General features: G+C 67.5%; 17 protein-coding genes and 1 tRNA gene. 8 read left to right on the forward strand and 10 right to left on the reverse strand.

Annotation, left to right across the window (positions count from 1 at the left end; genetic code table 11):
• Positions 1-146: 146 nt before the first annotated feature.
• The 3 genes from FBQ73_RS18570 to FBQ73_RS18580 form a co-directional block, all read right to left on the reverse strand.
• Positions 147-3,278 carry an efflux RND transporter permease subunit gene (locus FBQ73_RS18570; RefSeq protein ID WP_138400977.1) on the reverse strand — a complete coding sequence of 1,044 codons (3,132 nt, stop codon included), beginning with the start codon at positions 3,276-3,278 and terminating at the stop codon, positions 147-149.
• Positions 3,275-4,465, reverse strand: coding sequence for an efflux RND transporter periplasmic adaptor subunit (locus tag FBQ73_RS18575; protein ID WP_138400978.1), 1,191 nt, complete (start codon positions 4,463-4,465; stop codon positions 3,275-3,277). The genes FBQ73_RS18570 and FBQ73_RS18575 overlap by 4 nt, the downstream gene beginning before the upstream one ends.
• 97 nt (positions 4,466-4,562) lie before the next feature.
• Positions 4,563-5,177, reverse strand: a complete 615-nt coding sequence (locus tag FBQ73_RS18580) for a TetR/AcrR family transcriptional regulator (protein ID WP_170218969.1) — start codon at positions 5,175-5,177, stop codon at positions 4,563-4,565.
• Between the two features lie 165 nt (positions 5,178-5,342).
• Here FBQ73_RS18580 and FBQ73_RS18585 point away from each other — a divergent pair, with 165 nt between their 5' ends.
• Both FBQ73_RS18585 and FBQ73_RS18590 read left to right on the forward strand, forming a co-directional pair.
• The gene (locus FBQ73_RS18585) at positions 5,343-6,428 is read left to right on the forward strand and encodes a sialidase family protein (protein ID WP_138400980.1); all 1,086 of its coding nucleotides are present in this window, start codon (positions 5,343-5,345) and stop codon (positions 6,426-6,428) included.
• Positions 6,425-6,727, forward strand: coding sequence for a MoaD/ThiS family protein (locus tag FBQ73_RS18590; RefSeq protein ID WP_342780540.1), 303 nt, complete (start codon positions 6,425-6,427; stop codon positions 6,725-6,727). Before FBQ73_RS18585 ends, FBQ73_RS18590 begins: the two co-directional genes overlap by 4 nt.
• A 163-nt stretch (positions 6,728-6,890) precedes the next feature.
• Here the strand turns inward: FBQ73_RS18590 and FBQ73_RS18595 are convergent, their stop codons facing one another.
• Together FBQ73_RS18595 and FBQ73_RS18600 are read right to left on the reverse strand one after the other, a co-directional pair.
• On the reverse strand, positions 6,891-7,886 hold the full coding sequence (locus tag FBQ73_RS18595; RefSeq protein ID WP_138400982.1) for a phosphoglycerate dehydrogenase: 996 nt from the start codon (positions 7,884-7,886) through the stop codon (positions 6,891-6,893).
• Positions 7,887-8,071: 185 nt separating this feature from the next.
• Entirely contained in the window at positions 8,072-8,554 is a 483-nt protein-coding gene (locus tag FBQ73_RS18600; RefSeq protein ID WP_138400983.1) for an Hsp20 family protein, read from the reverse strand.
• Between the two features lie 252 nt (positions 8,555-8,806).
• Here FBQ73_RS18600 and FBQ73_RS18605 point away from each other — a divergent pair, with 252 nt between their 5' ends.
• Together FBQ73_RS18605 and FBQ73_RS18610 are read left to right on the forward strand one after the other, a co-directional pair.
• Complete coding sequence (locus FBQ73_RS18605; protein WP_138400984.1) at positions 8,807-9,301, forward strand: hypothetical protein; 495 nt, start codon at positions 8,807-8,809, stop codon at positions 9,299-9,301.
• Positions 9,302-9,409: 108 nt separating this feature from the next.
• Positions 9,410-10,357, forward strand: a complete 948-nt coding sequence (locus FBQ73_RS18610) for an alpha/beta fold hydrolase (protein WP_138400985.1) — start codon at positions 9,410-9,412, stop codon at positions 10,355-10,357.
• A 141-nt stretch (positions 10,358-10,498) separates the two neighbouring features.
• Here the strand turns inward: FBQ73_RS18610 and hisN are convergent, their stop codons facing one another.
• Together hisN and FBQ73_RS18620 are read right to left on the reverse strand one after the other, a co-directional pair.
• The gene (hisN, locus tag FBQ73_RS18615; protein WP_138400986.1) at positions 10,499-11,281 is read right to left on the reverse strand and encodes a histidinol-phosphatase; all 783 of its coding nucleotides are present in this window, start codon (positions 11,279-11,281) and stop codon (positions 10,499-10,501) included.
• A 1,360-nt stretch (positions 11,282-12,641) separates the two neighbouring features.
• Positions 12,642-13,529, reverse strand: coding sequence for an N-formylglutamate amidohydrolase (locus tag FBQ73_RS18620; RefSeq protein ID WP_138400987.1), 888 nt, complete (start codon positions 13,527-13,529; stop codon positions 12,642-12,644).
• A gap of 191 nt (positions 13,530-13,720) precedes the next feature.
• Between FBQ73_RS18620 and cpdR the strand changes: the two genes are divergently transcribed.
• Positions 13,721-14,083, forward strand: coding sequence for a cell cycle two-component system response regulator CpdR (gene cpdR, locus FBQ73_RS18625; protein ID WP_012114807.1), 363 nt, complete (start codon positions 13,721-13,723; stop codon positions 14,081-14,083).
• A 61-nt stretch (positions 14,084-14,144) separates the two neighbouring features.
• Positions 14,145-14,219 (forward strand) — tRNA-Val (locus tag FBQ73_RS18630).
• A gap of 330 nt (positions 14,220-14,549) precedes the next feature.
• Here the strand turns inward: FBQ73_RS18630 and FBQ73_RS18635 are convergent.
• Positions 14,550-14,969: an EF-hand domain-containing protein gene (locus FBQ73_RS18635; RefSeq protein ID WP_138400988.1), complete on the reverse strand. Its 420-nt coding sequence runs from the start codon at positions 14,967-14,969 to the stop codon at positions 14,550-14,552.
• 356 nt (positions 14,970-15,325) lie between these two features.
• Between FBQ73_RS18635 and hemH the strand changes: the two genes are divergently transcribed.
• Together hemH and FBQ73_RS22850 are read left to right on the forward strand one after the other, a co-directional pair.
• Positions 15,326-16,387: a ferrochelatase gene (hemH, locus tag FBQ73_RS18640; protein WP_138400989.1), complete on the forward strand. Its 1,062-nt coding sequence runs from the start codon at positions 15,326-15,328 to the stop codon at positions 16,385-16,387.
• Positions 16,388-16,499: 112 nt separating this feature from the next.
• Positions 16,500-16,676 carry a hypothetical protein gene (locus FBQ73_RS22850; protein WP_170218970.1) on the forward strand — a complete coding sequence of 59 codons (177 nt, stop codon included), beginning with the start codon at positions 16,500-16,502 and terminating at the stop codon, positions 16,674-16,676.
• Between the two features lie 5 nt (positions 16,677-16,681).
• Here the strand turns inward: FBQ73_RS22850 and FBQ73_RS18645 are convergent, their stop codons facing one another.
• Together FBQ73_RS18645 and FBQ73_RS18650 are read right to left on the reverse strand one after the other, a co-directional pair.
• Positions 16,682-17,560, reverse strand: coding sequence for a methylated-DNA--[protein]-cysteine S-methyltransferase (locus FBQ73_RS18645; RefSeq protein ID WP_138400990.1), 879 nt, complete (start codon positions 17,558-17,560; stop codon positions 16,682-16,684).
• 145 nt (positions 17,561-17,705) lie between these two features.
• Positions 17,706-18,479: an SDR family NAD(P)-dependent oxidoreductase gene (locus FBQ73_RS18650; protein WP_138400991.1), complete on the reverse strand. Its 774-nt coding sequence runs from the start codon at positions 18,477-18,479 to the stop codon at positions 17,706-17,708.
• Positions 18,480-18,702 lie beyond the last annotated feature (223 nt).

Consider the following 18,702-nt stretch of genomic DNA (forward strand, 5'->3'; position numbering starts at 1 on the left):
CGGCTGATCAAGATATCCTCCCGCCCGGCCACGACTGGGGGCAATAGCCGCGACCGGGCAGGGAGGACTGTCCCGGGGGGCGCCGGGACCTCGTTGTCCGCCCGCGCACACGAGATCCGACCGGATCCGGCGCCCAGGCGGGCCATTCATTCGGCCGGCAGCGGCAGGGCCGCCGGCGCTTCCTTTTCATCCGCGACCTTCACACGGAACCAAGTGGCGTAGAGCGCCGGCACCACCAGCAACGTGAGCACGGTGGCCACAAGAAGGCCGCCCATGATGGTCACGGCCATGGGGCCCCAGAACACGCTTTCAGCGAGCGGGATCATGCCCAGCACCGCCGCCAGCGCCGTGAGCACCACCGGCCGTGCCCGCCGCAGCGTGGCATCCACGATGGCGCGGTGGGGGGTGTGTCCGTCGCGGATGTCGTGGTCGATCTGGTCCACCAGGATCACCGTGTTGCGCATGATCATGCCGGCCAGCGCGATGAGCCCCAGCAGCGCCACGAAGCCGAACGGCTTGTGGGCGATGATCAGCCCCGCCGCCGCGCCGATGAGGCCGAGGGGCGCCGTGGCCAGCACCAGCGCCAGGCGCGAGAAGCTCTGCAGCTGGATCATCAGCAGCGTCAGCATCACGATGATCATCACCGGGAACACCGCCGCCAGCGAGGCGTTGGCCTTGGCGCTCTCCTCGATGGAGCCGCCGGTCTCGATGCGGTAGCCGGGCGGCAGTTCGGCCTTGAGGGACGCCAGCTTCGGCAACAGCCGCGTGGTCACGTCCGGCGGCTGCACCCCGTCCTTCACGTCGCCGCGCACGGTGAGCACGAGGTCGCGGTCGCGCCGCCAGAGGATGGGCTCCTCATGGGCATAAGCGATGCGCGCCACCTGTCCCAGTGGCACGGCGAGCCCGTTGCGGGTGGTTACCGTGAGGGCGGCGAGGTGTTCGAGGTCCAGGCGTTCCTCAGGGACGGCGCGGGCCACCACGTCGATGAGCAGGTTGCCCTCGCGGTGCTGGGTCACGGTATAGCCGGACAGCAGGGTCTGGAGGGTCTCGGCGAGATCGCGCGGGGTGGTGCCGAGGGCGCGGGCGCGGTCCTGGTCCACGGCCAGGGTGATGGACTTGACCTGCTCGCCCCAATTGAGGTGGGGGTCGATCATGTCCTTGTCGGCGGCCATGACCACGCGCACCTTCTCGGCGATGTCGCGCACCGCGATGGGGTCGGGGCCCACCACGCGGAACTGCACCGGGAAGCCCACCGGCGGGCCGAACACGAAGCGGTCGACGCGCACCCGCGCTTCCGAGAGCGCACCTTCGGCGAGGGCGCCGTCGAGCCGCGCCTTGAGCCGCTCGCGGGCCTCGATGTCCTTCGCCACGATGACGATCTGCGCGAAATTCGGGTTCGGCAGCACCGGGTTGAGGCCGAGCCAGAAGCGCGGCGCGCCGCGGCCCACGTAAGTGGTGGCGGTCGCCACGTCGGCATCGTCGCCGATCAGGGCCTCAGCCTTCTTCGCCGTGGCCTCGGTGGCGGTGATGGACGTGCCCTCGGGCAGGCGCATCTCCAGGAACAGCTCGGGCCGGGTGGAGGTGGGGAAGAACTGCTGCTGCACAAGGCCGAACGCCACGACGGAGCCGACGAACATCGCCACCGTGGCGCCGATCACCAGGAAGCGGTGCCGCAGGCTCGCCTCCAGCACCCGGCGGAAGGCACGGTAGAGGCGGCCGTCGTGCATCTCGTGGGCATGGCCCTTCTTCATGTCGGGCAAAAGCACCGTGCCGAGATAGGGCGTGAAGATCACCGCCACGAACCACGAGGCGATGAGGGCGAAGCCCACCACCCAGAAGATGCCGCCGGCATACTCGCCGGAGGACGACTTGGCGAAGCCCACGGGCAGGAAGCCGGCGGCGGTCACCAGCGTGCCGGTGAGCATGGGGAAGGCGGTGGAGGTCCAGGCGAAGGTGGCCGCGCGCATGCGGTCCCAGCCCTCCTCCATCTTCACCACCATCATCTCGATGGCGATGATGGCGTCGTCCACCAGAAGCCCCAGCGCAATGATGAGTGCACCGAGGGTGATGCGGTGCAGGTCCATGCCGGTGGCGAACATGACCAGGAACACGATGGCCAGCACCAGCGGCACGGAGAGCGCCACCACGATGCCGGTGCGGAAGCCCAGCGACAGGAAGCTCACCACCAGCACGATGACGAGGGCTTCCACGAAGGTCTTCAGGAACTCGCCCACCGATTCGCCGACGATGTGCGGCTGGTCGGCCACCTGGGTCACATCGATGCCCACGGGCAGCTCGGCGGTGGCCTCCGCCATGGCCGCCTTCAGCTCTTTGCCGAGGGTGAGGATGTTGGTACCCGCCGCCATGGACACACCGATGCCGATGGCCGGGCGCCCATGCTGGCGCACCAGGAAGGAAGGTGGGTCCTCGTATCCACGCTTGACGGTGGCGATGTCGCCGAGGCGCACCAGCGAGCCGTTCACCGCCACCGGAACCTCGGCGATGGCCTCGACGCCGCTGAAGGCGCCGGTGAGGCGCAGATTGATGCGGTCGGAGCGGGTATCCACCGCGCCACCCGCCACCACGGCATTCTGCCGGGCGACGCTGTCGAACACCTGCGCCGGGGTGACGCCCAGGTTGGCGAGGCGGGCGTGGGAGAACTCAATATAGATTCGCTCGGGCCGCTCGCCGATGAGGTCGACCTTTTCCACGTCCTTCACGCGCAACAGGCGCTGGCGGATGATCTCGGCCTGCCGCTTCAGCTCGGCCGGGGCGGCACCCTCCCCGCTCAGCATGTAGAGGGCGGAATAGACGTCGCCATATTCGTCGTCGAAGCCGGGGCCGATGACGCCCGCCGGCAGGTCGCCGCGCATGTCGGCGACCTTCTTGCGCACCTGGTACCAGAGGTCCTTCACCTCCCGCGCCGGGGTGGAATCCGCCAGGAAGATCTGCACGAAGGAGACGCCGGGGCGCGAATAGCTCTCCACCCGGTCGAGGTGCGGCAGGGACTGCAGCTTCTTCTCGATGGGGTCGGCCACCTGGGCCTGCATTTCGGACGCGGTGGCCCCCGGCCACGCCGCCTGCACCACCATGACCTTGATGGTGAAGGAGGGGTCCTCGGCGCGGCCGAGGTTGAGGTAGGAATAAGCCCCCGCCGCTGCCAGCAAGAGGACGGCGAACAGGGTCAGTGCGCGGTGGGTGATGGCCCAGCGCGAGAGGTTGAAGCCCGAGCCGGCTTCGTCCGGCGCGCTCCCGGGGGGCTGGTCGGCGGGGCTCACGGCCGGATCTCCCTGAGGCCGGCGGCGGCCATGTCGGTGCTGCCCGGAAGCTTGGCGGTGCGCACTTTCTGGCCCGGCAGCAGCGTCTGCACGCCCAGCGTCACCACCTCGTCGCCGGGCGCGACGCCGCCGGCCACCAGCACCTGATCCTCCGTATAGGCAGCGATGGTGATCGGCCTTGCGGCAAGGGTGCGGCTGGCGCCGTCCACCACGAACACCTGCGGGCCATGGCCCCGATCGATGACGGCGGACAACGGCAGCCGTGCCACCACCTGCTGGTCCTTCGGGCGCAGGGTGACGGTGGCGGTCATGCCGAGGGCGACGGTGGCATCCGCCCCATCGAGGGTGAAGCGCGCGGGATAGGTGCGCGATGTGGCATCGGCCTGGGGCGAAAGCTCGCGCAGCCGGGCGGGAATGCGCCGGCCCGGCTCGGCCCACAAGGTCACGAAGGCATCGGCGGCGCGGGCATCGGCCAGCGCGGTCTCCGGCAGGGAAACCACGGCCTCCTTCTCGTCCAGCCGCGCCACGCGGACGATGGTCTGGCCGGAGGACACCACCTGCCCCGGCTCGGCGGCGGTGGCCACCACCACGCCCGCCGCATCGGCCACCAGCTCGGCATAGGAGAGCCGGTTCTCGGCCAGTTCCAGCGCCCGCTTCGCCCGCTCCAGGCGGCCGACCGCCTCCTCCTTGGCGAGGGATTTGCGATCGAGATCGGCGTTCGAAGAGTATCCCTTTGCAGTGAGCGACCGGTAGCGCCCGTCCTCGGCGGAGGTCTGGTTGAGATTGGCGGTGGCGGCGGCGAGTTCCGCCCGCGCGCTCTCCAGTTCGAGCCTCAGGTCTTCGGGATCCATGCGGGCCACCACGTCGCCCGGCGCCACCAGGTCCCCCACCTCCACCTTCCGCTGCACCATCTTGCCGCCCACGCGGAAGGCAAGGTCGATCTCCCGCCGCGCCCGGACCACGCCGACGAAGGTCTTCTCCGCATCGCGCGGCTTGAAGGCCACGGTGGTAACCTGCACCGGCCGCGCCACCACCTGAGGCGCATCCGCCTGAGTCTGGGCGGGGGCCTGGTCTCCGCAGGCGGTGAGCAGGGCGGCGACGGCGGCGAGAGAAGAGACGAGCAGGCCCGCACGCAAAAGGCGCGGCGCACCGGAAGACGGATGGGGGTCGGGGGCAGCGACTGGCATGGCACGGTCCTGTCAAATGTCGAGTAACAGCTCAACGCTGACGAAATTCATCTTTCATCACTTTTAAGGCGCACGAAAGCGCGCGGATCACTCCCGTTCAGGGGAGTGGTGTCCGCTCCACCTCGATGCTCCGCAGAATGAAGCTGAGGCTGGCCCGCAAGCCCGCCTCCAGATCCTCGTCGATATGCTGGACCACCAACACCGGGTGGCAATAGCGCACGCAGGCGCCGAGGATGATCTGGCTCGCCATCCCCGGATCATGGGGCACGAAGACGCCGCTCTCGATGCCCTCGGCCAGCACCTTGGCGATCATGCCGCCGATGCGCGCCTTGTGGGCCTCGATGGCATCCCAATTGTTCTCCATGGCCACCAGCACCATGTCGTGCACGCGCCGCTCCTCAAGGAAATTCTCCTTGTGGTAGCGCAGGATGGTCACAAAGCCCTCAATGATGCGCTCTTGCGGGGTGCCCTCTCCCGCGAGCACGGCGGCGATCTGCGCCTCGTTCTCAAGCAGGGTGCGGGTGCAGATGGTGGCGACGATGGCGGTCTTGGAGGGGAAGAAGCGATAGACGTTGGCGGCCGACATGCCCAACTCGGCGGCGATGTCCGCCACCGCCGTCTTGGCGAAACCCATGCGGCGGAACAGCTCTTCCGCCGTCCGCGCGATGCGCTCGCGGGTCTCGTCCGCCGTCTCCTTCACCCGGATGTTCAAGGCCATCTCCATCAGAACTGATGAATATCATAAATCATCAGTCATCGAATTCCAAGGCCGTTGAAAACGCCCGACGGAAAATTCCGGCGCGCCTGTCGGAGCGCGCCCGGCGCTTGCGTCCTCGGCAGGAGACCGGGTGGGGCCGGCTGGCCGAGGGAGGAGCAAATGGCGCGAACGGTGCTGGTGCTGGTGGGAACCAAGAAGGGGGCCTTCATCCTCGAAAGCAACGGGGCTCGCCGTGCATGGGCCCTGCGCGGCCCGTATTGCGACACCTGGCCCATGAACCATGTGGTGGGCGACCCGGCGACGGGACGCATCCATGCGGGTGGCGGCAACGAATGGTTCGGCCCCGCCGTGTGGCAGTCGGACGATCTCGGCGCCTCCTGGCGCCATTCCAGCCGGGGCCTCGCCTATGCCGAAGGCGAGACGCCGGTGAAAACCGTGTGGAGCCTCGCCCCCGGCCCCGGCGGCACGCTCTATGCCGGGGTGGAACCGGCCGGCCTGTTCCGCTCCGACGATGGCGGGGAGAGCTTCACCCATCTGGACGGGCTCCAGCAGCACCCCTCCCGCGCCGAATGGAATCCGGGCGGGGCCGGGCTGATCCTGCATTCCCTCGTTCTGGACCCGGAAGATCCCGACGGAGTATGGGTGGGCATCTCCGCCGCCGGCGTGTTCCACAGCGCCGATGGCGGCAAGACCTGGAGCGCGCGCAATCGCGGCACCCGCGCCGATTACCTGCCCGAGGGCCAGAATTATCCCGAGCACGGCCAGTGCGTGCATTGCGTGGTGAAGGCACCGGGCATGCGCCATCGGCTCTACCAGCAGAACCATTGCGGCATGTACCGCTCGGACGATGGCGGAGTGAGTTGGGCCAGCATCGAGCAGGGCCTGCCCTCCAGCTTCGGCTTTCCCGCCGCCGCCCACCCGCGCGATCCGGACACGCTCTTTCTGGTCCCGCTGAACGGCGACACGGCGGGCCGCTTCATGCCCGATGCCAAGGCCGCCGTCTGGCGCACCCGCGACGGCGGCGCAAATTGGACCGCTCTGCGTGCGGGCTTGCCGCAGCAGAACGCCTATTTCAACGTGCTGCGCCAGGCCATGGCCACCGACACGCTGGAGCCGGCGGGCGTCTATTTCGGCACCGGCTCGGGCGAGCTTTATGTCTCACCCGACGAGGGTGAGACCTGGAGCCGCGTCGCCGAGCACCTGCCCACCATCTCCTCGGTGGAGACCCTCGTCGTGGAGGCATGACCATGCCCGCCGATCCGCAATCGTCGCCCCGCGCTCCCGTGCGGGTGCGGCTGCCCGCCCATCTGGTGCGGCTGTTCCCCGATGGCGAGACGCTGGTCGAGGTGGTGGCTGGCGATGTCCGGCAGCTCATGGACGCGCTGGAGGCGCGCTGGCCGGGCATGCGCGACCGGCTGTGCGACGAGCGCCCGGCCATCCGCCGGCACATCAATGTGTTCGTGAATGGCCGCCGGGCCCGGCTCGACACCCCGCTCGTGCCGGGAGCGGACGTCTTCATCCTCACCGCCATCAGCGGCGGCTGAGCCACCTTGCATTCATGCAAAATACTTTATTAACCATAAACTTATCGGCACCTCTTGAGGTGTCGATGCAGCCTCGCCCCACGATCCGGCGAAGCATCGCCCTTCAGCCCGGCGGGCGCGACCGCCCGAACCGAAGAGCTTTAATTTCAATAGGGTAAACGAATTACTTCACACGACCGTCCGCGATCAGGCAGCCGGGCGGAAACGGGGCGCCGGCCAGCGCCGCCACCACGCATTGCGCGGAAATGAGGTTACCCCGCGCCAGCGCCTCCTCGCTCGATCCCGCCGCATGGGACGTGGCCACCACGTCCGCGCGCGCGGCGAGGGCTTGAGCGAGGGGCTGCAAGGCCGGGTCCGCTTCCGCCTCGAACACGTCGAGGCCGGCGCCCGCGATCTCGCCCTGTTCCAGCGCGGCAAGCAGGGCCGCGTCGTCGACGAGGCCGCCGCGGGAGGTATTCACCACCACCGTGCCCCGCTTCATGGCCTTCAGCGTCACGGCATTGATGACATGGTGCGTTTCCGGCGCCAGCGGAGCGTGAAGGCTCACCACGTCGCTCCGCGCGATCAACTCGTCGAGCGGCACGAAGGTAACGCCGGCGGCATCAGGGTCCGGCCGGCGCGATGTGACCAGCACCGTCACGTCGAACCCGGAAAGACGCCGCGCCACCTGACGTCCGATGCGGCCGAAGCCGATCAGCCCCACCGTCTTGCCGGTGAGATCGGACCCGACCACCACCCGCCAGTCGCCGCGCGCGATGGCGGCGTCGCTTTCCTTGAGGCGCCGGAGCACCGCCAGCGTCAAGGCAATGGTGTGGTCCGCCACCGCCGGATCGTTGGCTCCGGCCGCGATGGTGACCACCCGACCAAGATCGCGCGCCGCAGCCACGTCCACGCGGTCGTAGCCGACGCCGCGCCTGGCGATCACCTTGAGCTGGGGGTGGGCGGCGAGCACATCCCCCGTCACCGCCCGCTGGCCAACGATCCAGGCTACCGCCCCGTCCAGCAGGGCATTGAGATCGGCGTCCGGTATGTGAGTGTCGACCGCGTCACCGGGCAGGCCGGAGGGCACCACCTCGAAGCCCCCCTCCTCCAGGAAGCGGGTGGTGGCATCATCGAACAGACGGGTGGTGACAAGAACCTTGGGGCGGGAAGCGGACAAGAGAGCGGACCTTTCAGGCGGAGGGGTCCCCTCTCCTCCCCCGCTCGGCCGCCAAGATCAACCCCGCGAAAATCAACCCTCACATGCAAAAGGCGGCGCTGACGGCGCCGCCTGGAAGAATGGGGGCGAAACCGATTCGCCCCCCAAGCCCGCCGGCCCGGCGGGCTTTATTCAGGCAACCCTGTTCAGGCGGCCTGAGCCGACCCCGCGCCCTCGATGCTTTTCGGCGCCTCGGCACCCGCAGCGGTGGCGATCGGGATGATACGGGGCTTCTTGGCCTCGGGAATGCTGCGCACGAGGTCCACGTGCAACAGGCCATTCTCAAGGGCGGCACCCCTCACCTCCACATGGTCGGCGAGCTGGAAACGGCGCTCGAAGGCCCGTCCCGCGATGCCGCGATACAGCATCTGGCCGGCCTCGGTGGTTTCAGCCGCTTTCTTCTCGCCCTTGAGGGTGAGGGTGTTCTCCTTCACCTCGATGCCCAGCTCGGACTCGGTGAAGCCCGCCACGGCAACGGTGATGCGATAGGCATTCTCGCCGGTTCGCTCGATGTTGTAGGGCGGGTAGGTGGGCGCCGCATCCACGCCCCCGACGGAATCGAGCAGCGAAAACAGCCGATCAAAACCGACGGTGTTGCGGTACAGCGGAGATAGATCAAACGTACGCATGGCATATCCTCCTTTGAAGCGACATGCAGGCCCCTCCGAAGCCGGGGCCGGTTCCGGCGCCGCCACGAGTGCCCGGCGCCTGGGAAGGATGTGGGGAAGCCGTTTTCGGGCGTCAAGGGGCGGAAGCCACGGGTCGGTTTCCTGAACATCGGATGAACGGTGGCGTCGGATTTCATTCAAGCACCACCGGTAAACTTGTGGGCTGACGTGAAGCTCCATCCGCAGATGTCGCGGAAAGGGAGGGAGCAGGCGATGCGCGCCGCCCCGGCTGCCATTTTGGCCTTCCTGTGCGCCCTGTTGGCGATGCCGGCACCGCCGGTCGCCGCCCAGTGCACGCTTGGGGAACAGGAGGTGGCCCTTCAGCCCGGCCCGGATGCGCCGGCTGAAACCACCGAAGCACAGCCCGGCGAGACCGCCGCGCCCGGGGCTTCCGGCCGGCACCTGAGCCAGATGGCGGAAGCGTTCACTGCCCATGTCCCCGCGCCCCTTTCCCCGCGAAGCCGCCCCGATCCCTTCCGGCCAGTCCAGGCCCGCCCACCCGGCGCACCGCCGCTGAAATCGGAAGAGGTGGCGGCGAACCTGAAGGCCCGCGGCTTCATGGACGTGAGTGCCGTGCGCCAGCGCGGGCGCAGCTTCCTCGCCGAGGCCACCGGGCCGCGGGGCGAACGGGTGCGTCTGGTGCTGGATGCCGACAGCGGCGAGATCAACGGCATGCAGGTGATCGGCTTCCGCCCCACCGCGCCGTGACGAGCGAAGGCCGCGATTGTGAAGGCCCGCCCGAGCGTGTAACCCTCGCGGACCGATCCGGGCCGGGTCTTCCGGCTTGCGACCCAGCAGAGCCTGCCGAAGCCTCGCATGACCCTGTTCGCCCTTCCGAACCATCCCGTGCCCGACGGCTGCGTCACCGGCGAACTCATCGCCGAAGACGGCGTGAAGCTGCGCTTTGCCCGCTGGGCGCCCGAGGCCGGCAGCGTGAAAGGCACCGTCGCCCTGTTCGGCGGCCGCTGCGAATTCATCGAGAAATATTTCGAGGTGGTGCGCGAGCTGCGCTCCCGCGGCTTCGCCGTGGCCATGGTGGACTGGCGCGGCCAGGGCGGCTCCCAGCGCCTGCTGCGCAATCCGTTGAAGGGGCACGTCGCCCGATTCAGCGACTATCTCCTCGACCTGGAGGTGTTCGCGCGCGAGGTGATGCTGCCCGATTGCCCGCCACCGCATTTCGCGTTGGCCCATTCCATGGGCGCCACCATTCTCCTGTCCTCGGTGCTGGACGGCCAGCGCTGGTTCGATCGCATGGTCCTCACCGCGCCCATGCTGGGCCTGGATGCGGTGCCCTTCGAAGGGATCGTGCGCCCGATGTCCCTCGCGCTCGCCCATCTGGGCTTCGCCCGCGCCTATGTGCCGGGCGGGCACGGACGCGCGCTGTCGCGCATGCGGTTCGAGGGCAACCTCCTGACCTCCGACCGCGCCCGGTTCGAGCGCACCCAGGCCCTCGCCAGCGCCTTCCCGATGCTGGACCTCGGCGCGCCCACCATGGGCTGGCTCGCGGGGGCCGAGGCGACCATGGCGGAACTGACGCACCCGGACACCATCAGCCGCATCCGCCAGCCCCTGCTCATCATCGCCGCCGGGGGCGAGCGGCTGGTCTCCAACAAGGCGATTGAGCATTTCTCGGCCCGGCTCATCGCCGGCGCCCATGTGGTGGTGCCGGCCAGCCGCCACGAGCTGATGATGGAGCGCGACATCTTCCGCGCCCAGTTCTGGGCCGCGTTCGACGCCTTCATCCCCGGCACGCCGATCCTGTAAGGCGGCATTCTCGCCATCAGGAGGCGAAAAGCCTGCTGAGTTCCACGCCGTGAGGAGGCGAAAAGCCTCCAGAACTCACGCGGTGAGGAGCCGAAGCGCCTCCAGAACTCACGCGGTGAGGAGGCGAAGCGCCTCCAGAACTCACGCGGTGAGGAGGCGAAGCGCCTCCTCATGCACCCTGCGGCTGCCCGCTGCCACCACGCGCCCGCCATGGACCGGCGAGCCGCCTTCCCAGCTGGTGACGATGCCCCCCGCCCCCTCGATGATGGGGACCAGGGCGATGATGTCGTGATCCTGCAGTCCGGTCTCGATGACGAGATCCACCAGTCCCGCCGCGACCATGCAGTAGGCATAGCAATCGCCGCCGTAGCGGGAGAGGCGCGCGCGCTCCTCCACGGTCTCGAAGGCCGCGCGGTCAGGCGTGTTCATCAGGCGCGGGCTGGTGGTGAAGAGGATGGCGTCCTCGAGGCGCTTGCAGTCCCGTGCTGACAGGATGCGCTCCCCTGCGGGGCCACGGTAGCGCGCGACGCCGCCGTCGCCGAAAAAGCGCTCGCCGATGAAGGGCTGGTGCATCATGCCGTAGACCGGATCCCCCTCCTTCAGCAGGCCGATCAGCGTGCCCCAGGCGGGAAGGCCGGCGATGAATGACTTGGTGCCGTCGATGGGGTCCAGAGCCCAGACATAGGGCGCATCGCCGGCCACATTGTCGAATTCCTCGCCGATGATGCCGTGGGCCGGGAAGGTGTCGCGGATCAGCCTGCGCATGGCCTGCTCGGCGGCGCGGTCCGCCTCGGTGACCGGATCGAAGCCGCGGCCGGCGCCCTTGTCTTCCACGCCGAGGGCGGTGCGGAAGAAGGGCAGGATGGCCTCTCCGGAGACGGTCGCGAGCTTGTGGACGAAAGCGTCGAAATCGACGGCGGTCATGACGGCTCCGCAGAATCAAGGCGATGGGCATGCCGCGGGACCCGCGCCAGCAGTTGGCGCGGAGTCGCGGCGGTCGGCGCCGAAAAGGCGCGCGGCCAACAAAGCGCGCGGCTCCGTCGCTGCCAAGGAAAAAGATGACCGCGACATGGACGGGACAAGCGGACCGGGAGACGTGGGCCCGGAAAGGCCAGCCGCAAAAGCCTGCAACGCAAATTCGCTCCCCGCTTGGGCGAACGGCAGGCATCGCAATGATGCAATCGCGCACCAAATAGGCAGTCGACGAACAAAAGACTGCAAACGAATGGTTTTAGTTGAGCCGGAGCTGCCCAAACAATCCGCCGGTCCGGGCCTTGATGCAAAGTGGCCGCAGAGGCATATTGGTGCAGCGCGGCATTGCTTGTTGCAGTGCCGCTGCCCTCCTTGGGCGTTTCCTCCCTAGACTTGGACCGCTCCGGCAACGTGAGCGGTCCCTTTCTTTTTGGGCCTGCCTGCGCGGGTCCTTCTGCGGAACCCCTGGTCGAGCGCCGGATCTGGCCACGCTTTCTGGCGAAGGCTCTCCTCGGTTGCGAGCGCCTTTCTTGTGAGCGCTTTTTGGCTGAGGTTTTCGACGTGGTACCGTCAGGTCCGAGCACCTCAAGGTCGGAGGCATCTCGCCCTCAGAGCACCGCCTTCAAATCCGCGCCTGTTGCCCGGCCGCCGCGGATGCCCCCTCCCCTATCCGACCGATGCGCGTATCCGACACGACGTGCGTCGCCCCCGGTCCGCTCCCATCCCGATCACGCCCTGACGCGCGATGCGCCCATGAAGACGCGCGAACGGATTTGGAGCCCGAAGGGGCCCCGATCACAGACACAGCAGGATGATTTGCGACTCGATGCGAATAATTTTTGCCCGGAGGCGGCCAACAACAGGAGCGACCGGACGCAGCGCGCTCAGAATAAAATAAATAAAATCAATGGCTTATTGTGCGATGTCAGACTGCGACAAAAGGGGACTTGATTTATGGCACCGCACTGGGCTATTTGTGCACTGCGACATGGCGATTGGCGTCGCTGTGTCGCTGCCCTCCTTGGGCGTTTCCTCCCTAGACTTGGGCCGTTCGCTCACGCGGACGGCCCCTTTCTTTTTGGGCCTGCCGATTGCGCAGATCATGCGCCGGAGACCTGAACGGCCGTCTAGCAGGCTTGCGGGAAGCGATCTCTCGTCACTTTCTCCCCCACCAAAAACCGACATGACACCAACGCACCCGCGTTGATGTCCGCAACCGGTATAATGATGCTCAAACCATCAGCCGTGGTGGAATTGGTAGCCGTGCCATTCGAAAAACGCAAGGCACCAGTTTAAAAAATGCAATGCTCGCTCACTCGGCAGCTGCGCGCGATGGCGCAAGCCGGTCGATGACGGCGGCAAACAGCTCCGGCAGGAGCGTGGCGATGTCGGAGCGGACCCGCTCGAACCCCGCGTGCCGCTCATAGACGGCCTCTTCCATATAGAGACTGCGGTTGAGTTCGATCTGCACCGCATGCAGGCCGGCGGAGGGATTGCCGTAATGCTCGGTGATGTAGCCGCCCGCATAGGGCTTGTTGCGCACCACCTTATAGCCGCGCGCGGTCAGCCCCTGCTCGATGGCCTCGGTCACGATCTCGCTGCAGCTGGTGCCGTAGCGATCGCCGATGACGAAATCGGCGCGGGCCATGTCCTCGCGGTTGGAGGCGGAGGGCATGGAATGGCAATCCACCAGCACCGCCAGGCCCCACTGGCGCTGCACCCGGCCGATGAGCCGGCGCAGGGCCTGATGGTACGGCTTGTAATAGGTCTCGATCCGCTCCAGCGCCTCGCTCACGGCGAGGCGGCGCGGATAAATCTCCTGCGCATCGCCCACCACCCGCGCGATGGTGCCGAGCCCGCCCGACACCCGGATCGACCGGGTATTGGCAAAGGGCGGCAACCGGCCCTCGAACATGCGCGGGTCCAGCTCATAGGGCTCACGGTTGAGATCGAGAAAGGAGCGCGGGAACAACGCCCGCATCATCGGCGCCCCCTCAGACACCGCATGGACGAACAATTCGTCCACGAACGTATCTTCCGAGCGCCGCAACGTGGCAAAGTCGAGCCGGGTCTGGGCGACAAAGCTGCGCGGATAGATTCGTCCGGAGTGCGGGGAATTGAAAACGAACGGCGCGGTCATGCCGGCCGGCGCGAGCACCTCGAAGGCGGGGTCAATGGCGTCGGCGAGGCAGGCGGTCATCAAGGAACCCAATGGCTTGGAAACGTTCCAGAAAAATCGCCTGGACCGGACCGCATGATGGCCCGGCGGGCAGCGATTTGTGAAGAGGTTGCGGGACCTTCACTTCGAATTTACCCGATTGGGTCAGACAAGTCATATGGCCCCCGGCCCCGCACCGGGGAAGGACCGATCACGACATCAGGGGAAGTGGCGTGCCCAAGATCCTGCTCGCCGAAGATGACAACGACATGCGGCGCTTTCTTGTGAAGGCGCTTCAGAACGCGGGCTATTCCGTCGCCTCGTGCGACAATGGCCGGTCCGCCTATGAGCGCATGCGCGAGGAACCCTTCGAGCTTTTGCTCACCGACATCGTCATGCCCGAGATGGACGGAATCGAACTCGCCCGCCGGGCGACCGAACTCGATCCCGACCTCAAGGTCATGTTCATCACCGGCTTCGCCGCCGTGGCGTTGAATGCCGACAACGAGGCGCCCAGCGAGGCGAAGGTGCTCTCAAAGCCCTTCCACCTGCGCGATCTCGTCTCCGAGGTGGGAAAGATGTTGGCAGCCGCCTGATCCACACTCAGGGGTCTTGCCTCCGGCGAAACCGGCCGATATAGAGGCGGCTCCTGCGAGGGGGCGCGTAGCTCAGCGGGAGAGCACTACGTTGACATCGTAGGGGTCACAGGTTCGATCCCTGTCGCGCCCACCATCCCTCACCTCGACCTTGCGATGACCTCGCCGGGTCTCCGGCATTGCCGGAGACCGAACGGGACGCAGACACCGCGCCGCAGACACCGCGCCTATGTCGCGGCGTTTCCTGCCGACGCGCGCGCTTTTCCGTCCGGCTGCGGACGATTGCGCGCCCTCTCCTCGGATATCCGAATCACCTTTGGCCGCCGTCAGGGATCAAGCCGCCCGCATGGCGACCGCGGATGCCTGGGGCCGATGAGGCGCTCTCACCGGCCCAAGTGAATCAACGGCTCCGGATCAAAGGCTCCGGATCAAGGGGTCGGTTCGACCATGTCGAACCAACCCGGCATCACTTCACCAGCAGCAGCAGCAGCTTCTGGCCAGCTGGGGAATCCAGTTCCTTCGCCGTCAGCTTGCCATCCTTGTTGGCATCGGCCGCGTTGAAGCGGGTGCGAACCACCGCGAGCCACTCGTCCATCTCAAGCGTCTTGTCGCCATCCTTGTTGATGGCCTTCCAGTCCGCATCGGTCAGCCGGCCGTTGGTCTCGTCCTTCTCCAGGGTGGTGTCGCCGTCCGGATTGATGGCCACGAACAGCTTGGAGCCGAGGTCGATCACCTCGACGATCTCCAGCGTGTCGTCGCCATCCTTGTTGAGCAGGGCAAGAGCGTCCTTGCCGGAGGTCGCCGCAGAGGCAGACACGATCCCGCCAAGCGAGAGCATGCCTGTCAGCACCGCGGCGGCACCCAGGCGAAACAGCGTGTGCGACATGGAACGTCTCCTTCTTATGCGCCCGCCGTTCGGCAGGCCGGTATCAGCGAGGCTGTAGCCTTCCGCCCTCGCGACGGCAACACGAGGCTGCCCCGGTTGGTCACTGCCATTCTGCATTGCAGGACGTGCACCTGTCAGCCCAGGGGCCGGCGTTCAGTCCGCCGCCGCACCCGAACGGCGCGGGCGGCTCCAGGTCCCGACGGTGCGGCCGTTCCATCGATCGCCGCGCGCCATCCGGCACCGCCGCCGCTGCGTATGGGACTGGCCGGGTCGCAAGCCCAGCGCCGCATCAGCGCGCCATGGATTGACGCGCGGGCGCGCAGGCGCCATCTCGCCGGGACATCTTCGAGGAATCCATGACCGCAAACCTGCCCGCGTTCTCCCCCGACACGACGCACCTGCCCCCCGACCACCCGAAGGTCGCCTTCGGCCGCATCGGCGTGCTCATCGTCAATCTCGGCACGCCGGAGGCCACCGACTACTGGTCCATGCGGGCGTACCTGAAGGAATTCCTCTCCGACCGGCGGGTGATCGAGGTGAACCGCGCCCTGTGGTGGTTCGTCCTCAACGCCATCATCCTCACCAAGCGGCCCGGCCCCAAGGGCCGCGACTATGCCAGCATCTGGAACCATGAGCGCAACGAAGGCCCGCTGAAGACCATCACCCGCGACCAGGCGGAGAAGCTTGCGGCGCAACTCGCGGGCCTTGACGAGCGCATCGTGGTGGATTTCGCCATGCGCTACGGCAAGCCGCCCATCGCCGAGCGCCTCGCCGCGCTCCAGGCCCAGGGCTGCGAGCGCATCCTGCTGGTGCCGCTCTATCCGCAATATTCCGCCGCCACCTCCGCCACGGTGTGCGACAAGGCTTTCGATGCGCTGAAACAGATGCGCTGGCAGCCGACTCTGCGCGTCGCCCCGCCCTGGCACGACGATCCTGTCTATATCGATGCGCTGGCCACCTCGCTGGAGCGGCACCTGGCAGCCCTCGATTTCGAGCCGGAGGTAATCCTCGCCTCCTTCCACGGGGTGCCGAAATCCTATTTGCTGAAGGGCGATCCCTATCACTGCCAGTGCGCCAAGACCGCCCGCCTGCTGCGCGCGCGCCTCGGCTTCGACGACAAGCGCTTCCGCCTCACCTTCCAGTCCCGTTTCGGCCGCGAGGAATGGCTGCGCCCCTACACCGACGAGACGGTGAAGGCGCTGGCGGAAAGCGGGGTGAAGCGGCTCGCCGTGGTCAATCCCGGCTTCGTCGCCGACTGCCTGGAGACGCTGGAGGAGATCGGCGTGGAGAACCGCGAGATCTTCGAGCACCACGGCGGCAAGAAATTCGCCGCCATCCCCTGCCTCAATGCCGACGCCGAGGGCATAGGTGTACTCGCACACGTGGTGGAGCGGGAGTTGAAGGGCTGGGTGGGGTAGGCACCCACCACACGAAGAAAAACCTCCACGGGACCGCGTCTTTTATCAATAAAGCAGGAGCCAAACGGCTTCCACTCCGCTAAAAAGCGCGCTCCCCCATGGAAGGACTGAAATGAGCGAGATCACCCTGCGGCGCGCCTGCCTGGCGCAGGTCCGCGAAATGGCGCAGCGCAGCGAAATCGTCTACGTCCCCGCAGGCTCGCGCTGCATCAGCGCACGGCGCACCGGCCCCATGCAGAAGATCGACCCGCGCGCGCTGATTTCCCGCAAGAGCAGCCGCAAGGGCTGAGGGCGCTACTCCCCCGCCGGCTCCACCTTGCCGGCTTCCCAGCCGAGTATGGCGCGCTTGCGGGTCAAGCCCCAGTGGTAGCCGGTGAGGTCGCCGCTCTTGCCGATGACGCGGTGGCACGGCACCACGAAGGAAATGGGGTTCTTGCCCACCGCCGCGCCCACCGCCCGCGCCGCCTTCGGCCGGCCCACGTGCTCGGCGATGGTGGAATAGGTGGTGGCAAGGCCCATGGGGATGCGCAGCAGCGTCTCCCACACCTTGATCTCGAAATCCGTGCCGATGAAGACGATCCGCAGCGGCTGGTCACCCTGCCATGAGGTGGGATCGAATATGCGCGCCACCAGAGGCGCGGTGGCGGTGGGGTCTTCCACATAGGTGGCGTTGGGCCAGCGGGCGCGCATGTCGGCAAGCGCCGCGGCCTCCTCCCCCACGTCGGCGAAGGCGAGGCCGCACAGGCCGCGCGGCGTGGACATGGCCAGCGCCAGCCCGAACGGCGAGGGATGGAAGCCGAAGCGCACCACCAGCCCCGCCCCGCCAGTCTTCCATTCGCCCGGCGACATGGCCTCGTGCACCACGAACAGGTCGTGCAGCCGGCCGGGGCCGGACAGGCCCAGCTCGAAGGCCGCATCCAGCACGTTCGGGCATTCGGAGACGATGCGGCGGGCCCGGTCGAGGGTCACCGCCTGCAGGAAGGCCTTGGGGGTCAGCCCGCACCAGCGGCGGAAGAGATCCGTGAGCGCGCGGGCGGAGACGCCGGCGGCGGCGGCGATCTCCTCCACCTCCGGCTGCTGGCGCACATGGCGGGAAATATACTCCACCGCCCGGCGCACCACGTCATAGTCGCGGGCGGCGATGGCGAGCGGGGTGGCCGGCGTCGCGGTCATCCGGCCTCCGGAAGCGGACAAATCGAGGGCGGGGCAATCGAGCGCCAGCACGGGGCATCTCCTTCAGGTCGAGCGTGGCCCATCTGACCAGAGCCGACAAGCCGCGCCCACCCGATTTCACCGCCCTGCCGGCGCGGCCCGCCTATCACACCGGGTCGCGCTTGATCGCCAGCGGGCCGAAGGACTGCTGCGACGACATGGACTGGATGCGGTTGATGTTCACATGCCGCGGCAGGGTGCAGGCGAAGAACACCTGCTCGGCGATGTCCTCGCCGGTCATGGGGGTGGCGCCGGCATAGACCTTGTCGGCCCGCTCCTTGTCGCCGCCGAAGCGGACCACGGAGAATTCGGTCTCGGTGAGGCCCGGCTCGATGTTGGTGACGCGCACGCCGGTGCCGGCCACATCCGCCCACACGTTCAGCGAGAACTGCTTCACGAAGGCCTTGGTGGCGCCGTAGACGTTGGCGCCGGGATAGGAATAGTCGCCGGCGATGGAGCCGGTGAACACCAGGTGCCCCTCTTTGCGCTCGATCATGGCCGGCAGGCTCGCCCGCACGGTCACCAGAAGGCCGGTGATGTTGGTATCCACCATGGTCTTCCACTCCTCCAGATCCGCCGCATAGGCGGGTTCGAGGCCGAGGGCGAGGCCAGCATTGGCGAACACCACGTTATAGGCGTTGAACGGCGCCGGCAGGCTGGAAAAGGCCTCGAAGGTGGCCTTCTCGTCGCGCACGTCCAGCACCAGGGGATGGATGAGGTCGCCGAACTCCGCCTTCAGCGCCTCGAGCCGCTCGGCCCGGCGCCCCACCGCCACCACCCGCGCGCCGACGCTGGCGAAGCGGCGCACCGTCGCCGCGCCGATGCCGGAGGTGGCGCCGGTGACAAGAAGGGTCAGGGTGCTGGGATCGAGCATGGACATGGGCAGGCTCCGGCAAGCGAAGGGGTGAAGAATCTGGCGAGAAGCTAGGGGACTGCTGATTAACCCGCCTTAACCATCGCGTCCATCAACCACCCTGGGACGGTATTAAGGTGAGGCCTTGGCCTTGGTGCTGCCATGTTCTGCCGAAAGGGTGCCCGCTGTCACAGCCGGCAACGGAGTTCCCTCCGAACCGGCTGCGGCCCGAACGTTGATGGCGCTCATC

The organism is Xanthobacter autotrophicus (assembly GCF_005871085.1).
GTDB classification, from domain to species: Bacteria; Pseudomonadota; Alphaproteobacteria; order Rhizobiales; family Xanthobacteraceae; genus Xanthobacter; species Xanthobacter autotrophicus.